Source organism: Agrobacterium sp. fls2-241-TYG-188a (assembly GCF_030209845.1).
In genome coordinates this window covers 946,697-961,297 of record NZ_JARVRD010000001.1, presented here as the reverse complement: position 1 = coordinate 961,297, position 14,601 = coordinate 946,697, and the positions used below count along the sequence as shown (strand labels likewise).

At 57.3% G+C, this 14,601-nt stretch carries 15 protein-coding genes and 1 other annotated feature; of the genes, 13 read left to right on the top strand and 2 right to left on the bottom strand.

The features are described from left to right. Positions 1–88: 88 nt before the first annotated feature. On the bottom strand, positions 89–331 hold the full coding sequence (locus QRN85_RS04155) for a hypothetical protein (protein ID WP_112962254.1): 243 nt from the start codon (positions 329–331) through the stop codon (positions 89–91). A 140-nt stretch (positions 332–471) separates the two neighbouring features. After that, positions 472–527, top strand: a sequence feature (sul1 is cis-regulatory element that is thought to sense ions involved in sulfur or methionine metabolism; They are found in Alphaproteobacteria). Between the two features lie 68 nt (positions 528–595). On the opposite strand from QRN85_RS04155, the gene QRN85_RS04150 reads away from it, so the two are divergent. Then, on the top strand, positions 596–2,062 hold the full coding sequence (locus tag QRN85_RS04150) for a SulP family inorganic anion transporter (RefSeq protein ID WP_284757140.1): 1,467 nt from the start codon (positions 596–598) through the stop codon (positions 2,060–2,062). A gap of 53 nt (positions 2,063–2,115) precedes the next feature. Here QRN85_RS04150 and QRN85_RS04145 read toward each other — a convergent pair whose 3' ends face one another. After that, positions 2,116–2,652: a carboxymuconolactone decarboxylase family protein gene (locus tag QRN85_RS04145; protein WP_284757141.1), complete on the bottom strand. Its 537-nt coding sequence runs from the start codon at positions 2,650–2,652 to the stop codon at positions 2,116–2,118. Between the two features lie 234 nt (positions 2,653–2,886). On the opposite strand from QRN85_RS04145, the gene QRN85_RS04140 reads away from it, so the two are divergent. The 12 genes from QRN85_RS04140 to QRN85_RS04085 all read left to right on the top strand — a co-directional run bounded on the left by QRN85_RS04140 (position 2,887) and on the right by QRN85_RS04085 (position 14,574). After that, the gene (locus QRN85_RS04140) at positions 2,887–3,564 is read left to right on the top strand and encodes an isochorismatase family protein (RefSeq protein ID WP_062587989.1); all 678 of its coding nucleotides are present in this window, start codon (positions 2,887–2,889) and stop codon (positions 3,562–3,564) included. A gap of 1 nt (position 3,565) precedes the next feature. Further along, positions 3,566–4,513 carry a polysaccharide deacetylase family protein gene (locus QRN85_RS04135; RefSeq protein WP_200939077.1) on the top strand — a complete coding sequence of 316 codons (948 nt, stop codon included), beginning with the start codon at positions 3,566–3,568 and terminating at the stop codon, positions 4,511–4,513. After that, a complete protein-coding gene (locus QRN85_RS04130) occupies positions 4,513–5,436 on the top strand; it encodes a polysaccharide deacetylase family protein (protein WP_284757142.1) in 924 nt (307 codons plus the stop codon). Before QRN85_RS04135 ends, QRN85_RS04130 begins: the two co-directional genes overlap by 1 nt. A gap of 69 nt (positions 5,437–5,505) precedes the next feature. Next, positions 5,506–6,912 carry a 3-isopropylmalate dehydratase large subunit gene (gene leuC, locus QRN85_RS04125; protein ID WP_284757143.1) on the top strand — a complete coding sequence of 469 codons (1,407 nt, stop codon included), beginning with the start codon at positions 5,506–5,508 and terminating at the stop codon, positions 6,910–6,912. 7 nt (positions 6,913–6,919) lie between these two features. Then, positions 6,920–7,537 carry a 3-isopropylmalate dehydratase small subunit gene (gene leuD, locus QRN85_RS04120; protein WP_284757144.1) on the top strand — a complete coding sequence of 206 codons (618 nt, stop codon included), beginning with the start codon at positions 6,920–6,922 and terminating at the stop codon, positions 7,535–7,537. Positions 7,538–7,592: 55 nt separating this feature from the next. Further along, entirely contained in the window at positions 7,593–8,810 is a 1,218-nt protein-coding gene (locus QRN85_RS04115) for an ABC transporter substrate-binding protein (RefSeq protein ID WP_284757145.1), read from the top strand. Positions 8,811–8,879: 69 nt separating this feature from the next. After that, positions 8,880–9,749, top strand: coding sequence for a branched-chain amino acid ABC transporter permease (locus QRN85_RS04110; RefSeq protein WP_062587980.1), 870 nt, complete (start codon positions 8,880–8,882; stop codon positions 9,747–9,749). Then, positions 9,746–10,723, top strand: a complete 978-nt coding sequence (locus tag QRN85_RS04105) for a branched-chain amino acid ABC transporter permease (RefSeq protein WP_062587979.1) — start codon at positions 9,746–9,748, stop codon at positions 10,721–10,723. Before QRN85_RS04110 ends, QRN85_RS04105 begins: the two co-directional genes overlap by 4 nt. Then, entirely contained in the window at positions 10,716–11,456 is a 741-nt protein-coding gene (locus QRN85_RS04100; RefSeq protein ID WP_113091802.1) for an ABC transporter ATP-binding protein, read from the top strand. Before QRN85_RS04105 ends, QRN85_RS04100 begins: the two co-directional genes overlap by 8 nt. Continuing rightward, a complete protein-coding gene (locus tag QRN85_RS04095; RefSeq protein WP_062587975.1) occupies positions 11,449–12,150 on the top strand; it encodes an ABC transporter ATP-binding protein in 702 nt (233 codons plus the stop codon). Before QRN85_RS04100 ends, QRN85_RS04095 begins: the two co-directional genes overlap by 8 nt. A gap of 61 nt (positions 12,151–12,211) precedes the next feature. Beyond that, a complete protein-coding gene (locus QRN85_RS04090) occupies positions 12,212–13,105 on the top strand; it encodes an isocitrate lyase/PEP mutase family protein (RefSeq protein ID WP_284757146.1) in 894 nt (297 codons plus the stop codon). A gap of 62 nt (positions 13,106–13,167) precedes the next feature. Continuing rightward, entirely contained in the window at positions 13,168–14,574 is a 1,407-nt protein-coding gene (locus QRN85_RS04085) for an FAD-dependent oxidoreductase (protein ID WP_284757147.1), read from the top strand. The last annotated feature ends 27 nt before the right edge of the window (positions 14,575–14,601 follow it).

The window sequence follows — 14,601 nt, the reverse complement described above, 5'->3', positions numbered from 1 at the left end:
TTCACTCCCCAACCCACGAAACGCAACGGTAATCCTAGTGACCGACGAGATGTGCTACCGCACGGCGTTTCGTTTCTCCAGTGGTCTGTTAACGCCGGATGACGCCGTACACGATCTTTCTATCGCCGCCTCGGTATCCGCCGCGATTGTCGCGCCAGTCACGGTCGCGGTCTCGTCGGAAGTCTCTGTCGCGGAAGTAGCGGTTGTCATCGTAACCACGGCTATGGACGGACGAAGAATAATAGCCGCCGCCTCGGTAGCCTCTGTCATCGACGCAGCCGCTGAGCACGCCAGCGGATACAACGCAGATCGCCAAGCTCAAGATCTTCATGGGGTTCTCCTTGCCTTTGACAACCCCTAACCCTGTCAGTCGCGATTGGTTCCCCTGTAAAAACAAGGTTGCGTGGCTGTTGAGCGCACGCATTTTCATGTTGCATCGCACACGATATCCTTTATTAGGAGCTTACTCACCACGGACCCGGTGAAACTCCGGGTGGCTCTTCTGGCCGCCGATCCGCCAGACAACGCAAAACCTGCATGACAAATACCACCGACGCCCAATGCGTCCGTTTCATGCTTTGCGAGATTTCATCACATGCTACTCACATCTCTCCGTCGGGATTGGTCTGCCAATCCTATTCGCGAAATGCTCGCGGGAGCCGTCGCGACATTCGCGCTGATCCCCGAAGTCATCGCCTTTTCGTTCGTGGCCGGCGTTGACCCTCAAGTGGGTCTCTTCGCTTCTTTTGTTATCGGTATCGTGATCGCCTTCACCGGTGGTCGTCCGGCCATGATTTCTGCTGCCGCAGGCTCGGTCGCCTTGGTTGCTGCCCCTCTGGTGCATACGCATGGCTTGCCGTACCTTTTTGCTGCAGGCCTTCTGGCCGGCATGATACAAATTCTGTTCGGCATCCTTCGCCTTGGCGTCCTGATGCGCTTTGTGTCCAAGTCGGTACGCACTGGCTTCGTCAACGCGCTTGCGATGCTCATCTTCGCTGCCCAGCTTCCGCACATTCTTGGCGGCGATTTGCTGGCTTACGGCATGTTGGCTGCAGGACTGGCGGTGATTTACATCGTCCCAAGAGTGACGGACGCGATACCGTCACCCCTGATTTGCATTCTGGTTCTGACCGGTGCTGCAATCCTGTTTGATCTTCCTGTCATGACGGTTGCAGAACTGGGCAAATTACCGGATTCTCTTCCCATTTTCAGTTGGCCTGCCGTTCCGCTGACCCTTGAGACACTTGGCATTATTGCAGGGCCTGCGCTGGCCATCGCAATGGTCGGCTTGCTCGAATCCATGATGACAGCAAGTGTTGTGGACGATCTGACGGGAACGCCGAGTTCGAAAAACCGGGAATGTACCGGCCTCGGCATAGCCAACACCGCAGCAAGCCTTTTTGGCGGAATTGCAGGGTGCGGCATGATCGGGCAGACGGTCAGCAACCTCAAATACGGCGCCCGGGGCCGGTTTTCCACGCTTTTCGCGGGCGTTTTCCTGCTTGTCCTCATGGTGCTGCTGAAGCCTTGGGTTTCGCAGATTCCTGTCGCAGCGCTCGTCGCGATCATGATCATGGTTTCCATAGACACGTTTGACTGGTCGTCGGTGAAGACCCTTGTCGTGCATCCGAAAATGTCGAGCGCCGTCATGGGCGTAACTGTTATCGTGACTGTTCTCAGCGAGAACCTCGCTCTTGGTGTTGCCGTTGGCGTGTTGCTGAGCGGCGTCTTCTTCACATTCAAGGTCGCGCGCCTTTTGCGTGTGGAAACCCAAACCGATGAAGAAGCGCGCCGTGTGACTTACACGGTTTCCGGTCAGGTGTTCTTCGCCTCCGCAGATGTGTTTGTGGATGCTTTCGACACGGAAGCGGCCGAGGGTATGTCTGTCCTCATCGATGTCTCAAAGGCACATTTCTGGGATATCACCGCGGTCGCTGCGCTCGAAAGGGTGACAGAGCGTTTTGAAAAGCACGGCGTTGCGGTCAAGGTGATCGGTTTGAACGCTGCAAGTTCAACACTGATCGAGCAACTGAACGGTCCGGTCAAACTCAAAGAAGTCTGACAGCACCCTGCAATGCTTCTGGAGGACGCGAAGGCTCGCGTCCTCCGAACCGCCTAAATTGGATTTGCTTCCAGTTCGGACGCGATCGCGTCATCGATAGGTGTTTCATACGTCATCAGGATGCCGCCTAGTGTGATGTAGAAGCCAACCGTGGCGATCAGATCAAAAATGGCTTCACGGCCAATGCTGTCTGCGAGTTCGCGCTCCAGCGCAGCAGGAATGTGACGCAGGTCAAAAAGAGCGTCGACCGCCTGCACGATCAAGCCGTCCTCTCCTTCAGGCATCGCAGCAACAGCTCGAATGCGCTCATCGCTAAGGCCAAGAGACCGCGCCCTGCTCACATGATGAGCCCACTCATAGCTTGATCCAAGCCGGTGGCCAGTTCTCAAAATCACGATTTCGGATCTGATCGGCCCCAGTGCATTGTCAACGACGATATGCTGGCGAAGCGGTGCCCAACTTCTCAAGAGGGAGGGGTGGTGCGCCATGGTGCGATAGACGTTCAGCTTGCCCGCGAATCCTTCTCGCATGTCGGCGACGGAGCTTGGCCAATCAGAATCTTCAATAGGCGGGCAGGGCGATATTGGCATGTTTTCCTCCGTCGATGGTGGGTTCGTTGCTCAATTCATCAGCATTTTAGCCAAGGGTTGCAGGCATTTGCACAGACAGAAAGCGACTCCTAAAAGAAGATGGCGAGAGGTCGGAAATGAGCTTTACAAATGATATAAAGTGATAACAATAGAAATAATAGAGCATCCTTCCTGCTGAGGAAGTGGTCTGTGTAATGGACCGCGCGGGGAGGCTGCAGTGCATAGGAGGTCGTCATGGAAATCTCATCGCTAACCGCCCGTCAATTGTACGAGAAGGCCAAGGCAAACCCAACCCGCAGACGATTTGGGTTCGGGCGCAAGCCAATGCTGATCAATATCGATCTGCAATGTGCCTACACCTCTGTCGGTGAGTTTATCTCTGCCTATGAGACCGATCCGCAGCAGCTCGAATACGTCAATACACTTTCGAACCTTGCTCGCGCCAAGGGTCTCCCCATCACCTGGACCTATGTGGCCTATATGGAATCTGGCGAGGACTGCGGCGTCTGGGGAACGCGTACCGATACGCCGGACTCCCTGCAGAACATCAAGGTTGGTTCGCGCCGTGCCGAGTTCGATCCGCGCCTGCAGATCGATCACGTCAAGGACATCATTATCAACAAGCGCATGGCTTCGCCCTTCCATGAGACCAATCTCCAGTCGCTGATGGTCTGGCATCAGTGTGATACGGTCATTCTCACGGGTGGCTCCACATCCGGCTGTGTGCGTGCCTGTGTGGTGGATGCGATCTCGCGCGGATATCGCGTCATCGTTCCCGAGGAATGCGTGGCGGATAAGCACGAGAGCCCGCATTTCGCCAATCTCTATGACATTTCGGTCAAATACGGCGATGTGATCCCGGTATCGGACGCCATTGCCTGGTATGAAAACTATCAGCCGGAGGTCCGCTAAGATGGCCGCCGAAAAAACCGACATGAAGTCGGATCTGGGTCTTTACGATTATCTGCCGTGGCCCAACCGCCCGAAGATCGTCTGGCCCGATAACAAGAAGATCGCCGTCTGGATCGCTCCGAATATCGAATTCTATGAGTATGATCCTCCAAACAATCCTACCCGCACGCCGTGGGCTCGTCCCAATCCGGATGTTCTTCAATACTCCCACCGGGATTACGGGAACCGGGCCGGTTGGCAGCGCATGATGGCTGCGATGGATAATGCCGGATTTCGCGGCTCTGTTTCCCTCAATGTCGCCCTTTGCGATCACCATCCGGAAATCATCAAGGCCTGTGCGGACCGTGGCTGGGAGTTCTTCTCCCACGGCATCTACAACACGCGCTATGTCTATAATCTCGACATCGAGCAGGAGCGGGCGATCATTCGCGATGCCTTCGATACGGTGCGCAAACACACCGGTCAGGAACTGGCTGGATGGCTGTCTCCGGCTCTGTCCAACAATTTCTGGACGATGGATATCCTGTCTGAAGCGGGCATTCAGTATACCTGCGACATGTTCCACGACGACCAGCCCATGCCGGTCAAGGTCAAATCCGGCAAGCTGATTTCGATGCCTTATTCGCTCGAGATGAACGATGTGATCGTTTACAACAGCCAGAAGGTTACGCCGCGCCATTACGGCGAAATCATCAAGCGTCAGTTCGATCAGCTTTACAAGGAAGGTAGCGAGAGCGGCACGGTCATGTGCATTCCCTTGCATCCCTATCTGGTCGGACAGCCACACCGCATCGATGCCTTCGCCGAAGCCATCGACTACATCGCAGGGCATGAGGGCGTATGGCAGACGACAGGTCGCGAAATCGCCGCAGCCTACCATTCCAGCGGTGCCTATGACGCGATGAATGCCGCCATGGCTGCCCACAATTCAGGGAAAGGTGCGCGCTGATGTCTATGCCTGAAGACTATCTCAACTATCCCGCCCGCCGCTATGGCATGGATCATGATCGTTACGAGTGGAGCGATTTATTCGCCCGCAAGCCGGTTGTCTGGCCAGATGGCGCTCGCATCGCGCTTTCGATTGTAACGCATGTCCAGCATTTTCCGCTTGATATGCCGTCCAAGCCATTCAAGGCGCCAGGGGCATTGTCCATGCCCTATCCGGATTTCCGCTATTACACCAACCGGGATTACGGAAACAGGATCGGAATTTTCCGCATTCTCAAGCTGCTTGCTGAAAAAGACCTTGAAACCAGCTTTGCAATAAACGGCGTGATCGCACAGCGATACCCGGCTCTCATCGATGCCGTGGTCAGAGGCGGGCATGAAATCATCGCGCACGGTCTTGATATGGGCAAGGTCCACCACTCGGGGCTTGGCGAGGAGGAGGAAAACGCAATCATCGCCGAGGCGCTCTCCCTTTTGCGCGAGGCGAGCGGGCAGAAGGTGGAAGGCTGGCTGTCGCCCGGCCGCGCGCAGGGTTTCAAGACGCCCGATCTCTTGGCTCGTAATGGCGTTGCTTACAGCCTGGACTGGGCCAATGACGATCTTCCTTACGAGATGCAGACAAGCAATGGCACTCTGCTTGCCATGCCGATGGCTTATGAGACCGATGACCGCGTGGTTGCCGACGAATATTTTCAGTCGGAAGCCGAATGGGTGCAGCAGGTTAAGGACCGCTTCGACGTGCTCTACCGCGAAAGCGGCCAATATGGCGGTCGCGTCATGAGCCTGCCGCTGCATAGCTGGGTGTCCGGAATGCCTTACCGCGTCGAATATCTGCGTGAAGCGCTGGATTACATCCTGTCCCACGAGGGCGTCTGGAATGCCCCTGTGGGAGACATCTGTGCGGCTTTCCGCGCGGGCAAGTGATGCGTTGACACATCCGGAGGCGGCGAAAGCCGCTTTCTGGAAAGCCTTTGAATAAAGAAAGATCAGCTTATGGCGCAAGCATCCGCACCGCGCACAATGTTGGGCAAGATATGGGATGAGCATGAGATATTGCGACATCCGGCTGGCCCGTCGCTTCTGTATATCGACCGTGACATGATTCACGAGGGCAGCTTTCATGCCTTCGCTGATCTGAGAAGACGCGGGTTGAAGCCTCGCCGTCCGCAGCAGATCTTTGGCGTTGCAGACCATTACGTACCGACGCTCGGGAGAACGTCTGGCGATGCCGCAAGTCCTGCAATCGCGCATATGATCGACACATTCGATGAGAATATGGAATGGGGCGGAATGCGGCACTTCGGGCTTTCCAGCCGGGAGCAGGGCATTGTGCACGTCGTTGCACCTGAACAGGGGATTACGCTGCCGGGTCTGACCATCGTCTGTTCGGATAGCCATACGTCAACGCAAGGCGCGCTCGGCGCAATCGCTTTCGGCATCGGCCAGTCCGAAAATGCTCATGTGCTCGCCACTCAAACGCTGTGGCAGTCTCGCCCGAAAACCATGCGCGTGACGATTGACGGTGTGCTGGGCCAGGGCGTGACGGCAAAGGACGTTATGCTGGCGCTGATTGCAAAAATCGGTGCGGCAGGCGCCGGTGGACATGCCATTGAATTCGCCGGGCAGGTCGTTCGGGATCTCTCGATAGAGGGTCGATTGACCCTCTGCAACATGTCGATTGAAGCTGCTGCCCGCTTTGGCATGGTGGCCGCGGACGAAACAACCTTTGCCTATGTGAAGGGGCGTCGCTTTGCGCCGTCCGAACAGGAATGGGATCGTGCAACCGCGCACTGGCGAACGCTTTCAAGCGATGACGAAGCGTTTTTCGATGCCGAAGTCAGTCTCAATGGCGCAGATATCGCACCGATGGTGACATGGGGAACCAGTCCAGAAGATGCCGTTTCCATCATGGGTCGGGTACCCGATCCAACATGCTTCGATAACGCTGACAAGCGCAAGGCAGCAACGAAGTCGCTCGAATATATGGAGCTTTCGCCGGGCACGCCGCTCGACGGCCTGAAGCTGGACAAGGTCTTTATCGGCTCTTGCACCAACAGCCGGATCGAGGACCTTCGCGCGGCTGCAGCCATTCTGAAGGGACGCAAGGCGGTTATTCCCTCCATCGTGGTGCCAGGCTCAACCCAGGTTAAAGCTCAGGCCGAAGCCGAAGGCATTGCCAGCATGTTTCGTGATGCCGGTTTCGAATGGCGGGAGTCCGGCTGTTCCATGTGCGCGGCCATGAATGGTGACGTGGTCGGTCCCGGCGAGCGGTGCGCCTCAACCTCGAACCGCAATTTCGTCGGGCGTCAGGGGCCGGGGGCTCGTACCCATCTGGTCAGCCCTGCCATGGCGGCCGCTGCCGCTATCAGCGGCTGTCTGACCGACGTTAGAAGGATGTGAGGGCAATATGATGAAGGCATTCACACGCGAAACGTCCAAAGCAATCGCTATCCCTGGCGTCAATTGCGATACGGACCAGATCATTCCGGGACGCTTCCTGAAGGCGGACCGTGCGGAGGGCTACGGCCAGTTCCTGTTTCATGACATCCGTCGTACTGAAGAGAAAGAGCTCGATCCCGCATTTCCATTGAACCGACCCGGTGCGGATGCTGCCACAATACTGGTCGTCGAGGATAACTTCGGCTGTGGCTCTTCGCGCGAAGGTGCGGTCTATGCCCTCGTGGATCACGGGATAAGATCCGTCATCGGGCCAAGCTTCGGTGATATCTTCTTCAACAACGCGCTGAAGAACGGGCTGGTACCCGTCCGCTTGTCGGCGGAGACCTGCGACGCGCTTGCCGAGCACATCTCTCGCTTTCCCGATGCACAGGTCACAGTCGATCTGGAGGCGGGAGAGGTGGTTCTGCCGGGCAATCTCGGCACTCACCCCGTCATTATCGATCCCTTTGCACGCGACTGCATTTTGCGCGGTCTCGATGAGATCGAGATGACCCTGACGTTTATGGAGCAGATTTCGGCATTCGAAACCGATCGAATGGCGTCGCATTCCTGGCTGGGCCGTTGACGGGCGGACCAGCGAGTTTCTTTCGCCGTCTCACAAAAAAACTGGGAGCACAAAAATGACATTCAAAATTGAACGACGTAATCTTTTAAAAGTCTCCGGCGCACTTGCGGTCGGTCTGGCAGCGCCATCCATCCTGCGCGCGCAGGCGGCTACCGTAAAGGTGGGCGTCATCGAACCGCTGACCGGCAATCTTGCCTATAATGGTACGCAGAGCGCGGCGGGCGCCAAATTTGCGGCTGATGCCATCAATGCTGCAGGCGGCATCAAGAGCATGGGCGGCGCAAAGATCGAGCTCGTGGTGGTGGATGCGCAAAGCCGTCCGGAAGCCGCTGCTTCTGCTGTCGACACCCTTGTGCAGGCCGAAGCCTGTGCCTTTACCGGTGCAACGGCATCGGCGCTTGGTCTTGCATCCTCTCAGGCGGCTGCGAAGTACAATCTCGCGCAGGTCTTCTCCATCGGTACCGCAGAAACGGTCGTCCAGCGCGGCCTGCCGAATGTTTTCCGCTTCACGCCGGGCGTCAACAAGTGCACCAGCGTCGCTCTGGAAAACCTCCAGCTGCTTAATTCCAGCGCGGGCAACACCGTCAAGACGGCTGCGATTGTTCACGAAGATGGCCCTTTTGGCTCCAATATGGCGAAGATCCTTGCTGAGCAGCTTCCCAAGCAGGGCATTGAAGTCGTTGAAACCATCTCGCATCCGACACCCCAGCGCGATTTCTCCAATATTGCGCTGCGCGTCAAGGCATCCAAGGCGGACATCCTTATTCCGTCCAATTACATCAATGAATACACCTTGATGGCAAGGGCGCTGAACCAGCAGCGTGTTGAGTTGAAGGCGATCTATTCGATCCTTGGTGGGGCTGCGTCGAACATCAAGTTCGTGCGCGAAAACAAGGAAGTCGCTCAATATGTAATGGACTGCAATCACTGGTACGACCCATCGAAGGACGAGTCTAAGGCGCTTGCGGCAAGCGTTGCCGCTGCAAAGCTCGATCTGACCTATGATGTCATGGTGTCCTACGCGACAATCCAGGTCATTGCCGATGCTCTGGAGCGCAGCGCCTCGGCTGATCGCCAGAAAGTCATGGAAGCGCTGGCGGCATCGACCTTCGACAAGTCGATCATGCCCTATGGCCCGACCAAGTTCGTCAACGGCGACAACGTCAACTCGCGGCCGGTCAACACGCAGATCCGTGGCGACAAGATCGAACTGGTCTTCCCGAAGGAATATGCGACGACCGAAGCGGTATTCCCCATTCCTGCCAAGAACTGACACGGTCTCGCCCCCAAGGACGGCTTCGTCCCTGGGGGCGCTCTTCAAACGACAGAGAGGCGAGCCCTGATGTCAAGTCTGATATTTCCCGCCGTGTTGAGCGGCCTTATGATGGGAGCAGTCTATGCGCTAGTGGCGCTGGGGCTGACGCTCATCTACGGCGTGCTCCACATCATTAATTTTGCCCATGGCAGCCTGTTGATGCTGGCGCTCTATTCCGTGTATTTCCTGTACACCTATTTCGGCGTCGATCCTTATCTTGCCATTCCAATCGTGCTGCCAGCCTTCTTTGCGCTCGGTTATGTGCTGCAACGTGGCCTGATAGCGCCGATGAGCAGCGGTTCGGAGCAGAACGTGCTGCTCATAACGCTCGCGGCATCGATGATCATCGACAATCTCGCGCTTTACTTCTGGACGTCGAATACCCGCACCGCCGACATCGCCTACGCATATGACACGGTCGAAATTCTGGGCGCTTATCTGCCGCTTGGTCGCGTGATAGCGTTTGGCGCCGCCCTCGCCGTCGCACCGCTGTTATGGTGTTTCATGGCCTATACCCGCACAGGCTCGGCCATCCGGGCTGTCGCTATCGAAAAGCGTGGCGCGGAACTGGTCGGCATTGACGTCAACCATACCTATGCCGTCTGTTTTGGTATCGGCACCGCCTGTGTCGCTCTGGCTGCGTGTCTTCTGCTGCCGACATTCTACATCACGCCTCAGGTTGGCTACACCTTCGTCCTCGTTGCCTTCACCACAGTCGTTCTAGGGGGCATGGGAAGCTTGCTGGGCGCACTGGTGGCCGGTCTTCTTCTCGGTGTCATCGAGTCGCTCTGCGGTCTTTTCCTTGGCGAAAGCCTTGGCCAGATCGGCATCTTCCTCGCTTTCATCCTCATCCTGCTCTTCAAACCGTCAGGGCTTCTTGGGAGGGCAAGAACATGAGACCTCAATCAATCGGGCAGATCGCCCTCATTGCGGCAGCCCTTGCCTATCTCTTCGGGGTCTATTTCGCATCCTCGCCCGTGTGGATGGGCTTTACCATCAACGCGTTGATCGTCGCGGTCGTCGCGCTCTCGTGGAACATCACCGGCGGTTTCGGGGGACTGTCATCCTTTGGCCATGCCGCGCTTTACGGCACCGGCGCCTATGCTTCGGCTATCCTGCAAGTCAAATATGGTGTCAATGCCTGGGTGGGCTTCGGCGCTGGCATTCTTGCCGGTGCGCTCATGGGAGTGTTCATTGGCGCGCTCGCCTTTCGCTATGGTTTGCGCGGATCCTACTTCGCGCTGGTGACGCTGGCCTTTGCCGAAGTGCTGCGTATCTGTGCCTCATCATTTGACTTTACCGGTGGCGGCAGCGGCCTTCAGCTGACGCTTGCACCCGGCGTGGCAAATCTCCAGTTCAATGATCGGACCATCGCCTATACGGCTCTGCTGGTTGTCGTTGCTGTCGTTATGGGGCTGACCGCATTCATCAAGTACTCCCGCTTCGGAGCCTATCTCATCGCGGTGAGAGAAAACGAAGATGCAGCCCGCGCGCTTGGCATCGACACCTACAAGATCAAGGTGCAGGCGATGGCGATATCAGGTGCCTTCGGCGGTCTGGCCGGTGTGCTCTATCTCCAGCTCTGGCTCTTCATCGATAGCAACGTGGTCTATGGCAGCGCCGTTTCGATCGAAGCGCTGATCGGGCCGATCATCGGCGGTGCCGGAACGATCTGGGGGCCGCTCCTGGGAACGCTCGGTCTGCATCTTCTCGGCGAAGGTGCCAAGCATCTCTTGCCCAATGCACCGGGATTGAACTTCGTGCTTTATGCGATCGTGCTGATCTGCGCGCTGCGCTTCCTGCCAAATGGCCTTGTCGGCCTCGCTGGCAAGCTCGGTACCTTCAAGAAGAAGGAGGACGACAATGCTTGAGGTTCGCAATCTTTCCAAACGCTTCGGCGGATTGAAGGCGGTGACTGACGCATCGCTCGATGTTCCCGAGGGCTCCATCGTCGGGCTGTTAGGGCCGAACGGTGCCGGTAAGACAACATGTTTCACGATGATTGCCGGCTTTACCAAAGCCGACGAAGGCACGGTGCGATTTCAGGGCAAGGATATCACTGGTCTTGCGCCGCATAGCATTTGCGCCCTTGGCATGATCCGCACTTTCCAGATCGTCCAGCCCTTCGCGGGCCTGACGGTTCAGGAAAACATCGCGGTCGGTGCCTATCTCCATCACCATGATCGCCGGGAGGCGATGTCTGTAGCGCGTGAGGTCGGCAAGCGGCTGGGTATGGGCGCCATGCTCGACCGTCCTGCTTCCTCCCTGACCATCGCGGGACGAAAGCGCCTAGAACTTGCGCGTGCACTTGCGACCGGCGCGAAGCTTCTGCTGCTTGATGAAGTGATGGCAGGGTTGATCCCGTCCGAAATCACCGAAATCGTTGGTATTATCAGGAAGATCCGCGACGAGGGGCATACGTTCCTGATGATCGAACACGTCATGCAGGCGGTGATGCAACTTGCCGAAACGGCCTATGTGCTGAACCAGGGCAAGATGATCGCCCATGGAACACCTCGCGAACTCGTCAAGGACCCGTCCGTGGTGGAAGCCTATCTCGGCCACGGCGCCGCCGCCCGCCTGCAGGAGGAAAATCATGCTTGATATCTCAGGTATCCGCGCAGGCTACGGCTCGATGAGTGTCTTGCAGGGAATAGATATGCGTGTCGAGGCAGGAGAGATCGTTGCTCTGCTCGGCTCCAACGGTGTTGGCAAGACCACCCTGAACAACGTCATATCCGGCTTCATCAAGGCAAGTGCAGGATCGATCACCTTTAAGGGTGAAACGATTACGGGCAAGAAGCCGAAGGACATCGTGGCATTGGGCATCGCCCATGTTCCGGAAGGTCGGAAAGTGTTTCCGAACCTGTCGGTCGGCGAAAATCTCAAGCTGGGCGCCTTTCGCCGCGCACGAAACAACACGAAACAGAATTTTGAGCGGATCTGCGAGATTTTCCCGCGTCTACGGGAGCGTCTAAACCAGCTGGCCGGGACGCTATCCGGCGGTGAACAGCAGATGCTGGCAATCGGGCGCGGTATGATGTCTGAGCCCGAACTTCTCATTCTGGATGAGCCGTCGCTCGGCCTTTCACCCATCATGGTCGAGGAAATGTTCGGCCTGATTACCAAGATCAACACCGATGGTGTCGCCGTGCTGCTGGTCGAGCAAAACGTCATGCAGTCGCTGAGCGTCGCCAAGCGCGCCTATGTCATCGAGCAGGGCCGCTTTGTGATGCAGGGAGACGCAGCCACGCTGCTTGCCGATCCTCAGTTGCGCCAGGCCTACCTCGGAATGTGACAAGTCGCCCCGGACGGATTTTGCCGGGGCGCATATAATTTACGGAGAAACGGAGAATACAATGTCCCTTACACGTACCCAACGTCTGCGGCAGCTGCTTGCAGGCGAACGAGCCCTCATGGCTCCAGGCGTCGTCGATGCCATGTATGCTCGCCTCGTCACCGAAGCCGGTTTTGACGCAATGTACATGACCGGTGCTGGCACTTCGGCAACCCGGCTGGGCTATCCGGATGTTGGCCTGTTGACCATGACGGAAATGGTCGACAACGCCACGCGCATCGCCGATGCCTCTGACATTCCGCTGATTGCCGATGCGGATAATGGTTTTGGAGGTCCGCTTAATGTGCGCCGTGCCATCCAGCTTTACGAGCGCGGCGGAGTGGCTGCGGTCCATCTTGAAGATCAGGTCCTGCCGAAGCGTTGCGGCCACCTCGCGGGCAAGCAACTCATTCCGGCAGAGGACATGGTCGCGAAGGTCAAGGCGGCCGTTGACGCGCGTATCGATGAGAACTTCGTCGTTATCGCCCGCACGGATGCTCTGGCGCTGCATGGACGCAACGCCGCATTCGACCGTGCGGAAATGTACCGCGAGGCTGGCGCGGACGTGATCTTCATCGAAAGTCCCGGACCGGATGATTTGCCGTATATCGCGCCGCGCTTTGAGGGTATTCCGCTTCTCTACAACATGGCCACATCAGGCAAGACACCGTTTCTGACACGCTCGGAAATTGAGGCGCTGGGCTTCAAACTCATCATCTATCCCAACTGGCTCCTGCTTTCGGCCTGCGAAGCGGCACGCCAAACGCTTCAGGTTCTGAAAACCGAGGAAACTATCGCATCGGTTGCTGCCAACGTCATGAATTTCAAGGAATTCTTCGACATGGCGCGGATGCCGGAGATTCAGGAACTGGAAGCACGTTACGGCACGCCCGAAGCAAATCGTACGACGTATTGAGCAGCAAGCATTTGACGGAGGGCAGGCAGTCTCGCCCTCCCGTCATCAAGGGAGATTGAACGATGGCAGTGCTGAATGCCGAGGGCGTGACATTCGATTTCGAAATGCCGGTCGTGGTTGTGGGGGCAGGGGCCTGTGGTCTGGTTGCGGCGCTTGCAGCGCATGATGCCGGGCAGGAGGTGATGATCCTCGAACGTGACGAAACTCCGACCGGATCCACCTCCCTGTCCGCAGGGCTTATTCCAGCGCCGTGCACGCGTCTGCAAAAGGAAGCTGGCATCGAAGATAGCCCGGAAATATTTGCTAGTGACCTCGTCGCCAAGACGCACGATCACACGCCCTTTGATATGGCGCTGGTTGCCGCGCAGACAGCTGGTCCAATGATCGACTGGCTTATGGATAAGCATCACGTCGAATTCGAACTGGTAACGGGCTTCATTTATCCCGGCCACTCGCGGCTTCGTATGCATGGTCCGAAAAGCAGAACAGGTGCCGATCTCGAACAGTCGCTTCTGGCAGCCGTTTCCGAGGCGGGGATTGACCTTGTCACCGAAGCATCGGTTGAGGACCTCTATGTGGACCAAAGTGGCCGCGTGAAGGGTGTGCGCTTCCGCAGACCCGATGGTGCGCTTGAAATGCTCGGCTGCAAGGCTCTGGTTCTTGCTTCCTGCGGATTTGCTGGCGATGTCGCGCTGGTGCAGAAATACATTCCCGAAATCGCCGAGGCCGAATGTTGCGGCCATCTTTCCAATACCGGCGACGCGGTAAAATGGGGGCTCGAGATCGGTGCGGCAGTTGCCGATATGGGATCCTATCAGGGCCATGGGTCCGTTGCCCATCCGCACGCGCTGCCATTGACGTGGGCGGTCATCACAAAAGGCGGCATTCTCCTTAATGAGGAAGGTCGCCGTTTCTCAAACGAGATGCGAGGCTATTCAGAACACGCTGCCGAAGTGGCTGCGCAGCCCGGTCACACCGCCTGGGATATCTATGATGCCAAGGGTGACGAGGCCGGGATGGGCTTTTACGATTACCGTGAAATCCGCAAGCTCGGAGCAGTCAAGGCGGCAGGCAGCCTGGAAGAGCTCAGTGCCGTAACGGGTCTCTCACTTGACGCCATTCGTGATGAATTCCAGGCTATCGAAGCCTCCGTGCGCGCTGGCGTGCCGGACAGGTTTGGCCGGGTTTTCACGCAGGATCAGGTGCTTGCTGCTCCCTATTATGCGGTGAAGGTCAATGGCGCGCTGTTTCATACACAGGGCGGGCTGGTCATCGATGCGGAAGCCCGGGTGCTGCGCGAAGATGGCACCGCTCTGCCCAATCTTCTTGCAGGCGGCGGCGCAGCCCGAGGCGTGTCCGGGGATGCCAATTACGGATATTTGTCGGGCAACGGTCTTTTGACTGCAACGAGCTTCGGTCGTCTGGCAGGCGCTACGGCTGCCCGCATCGCGGCTGAAACTCAGGGCTGAGGCGGCATAAACAATTTACGAGGAGGA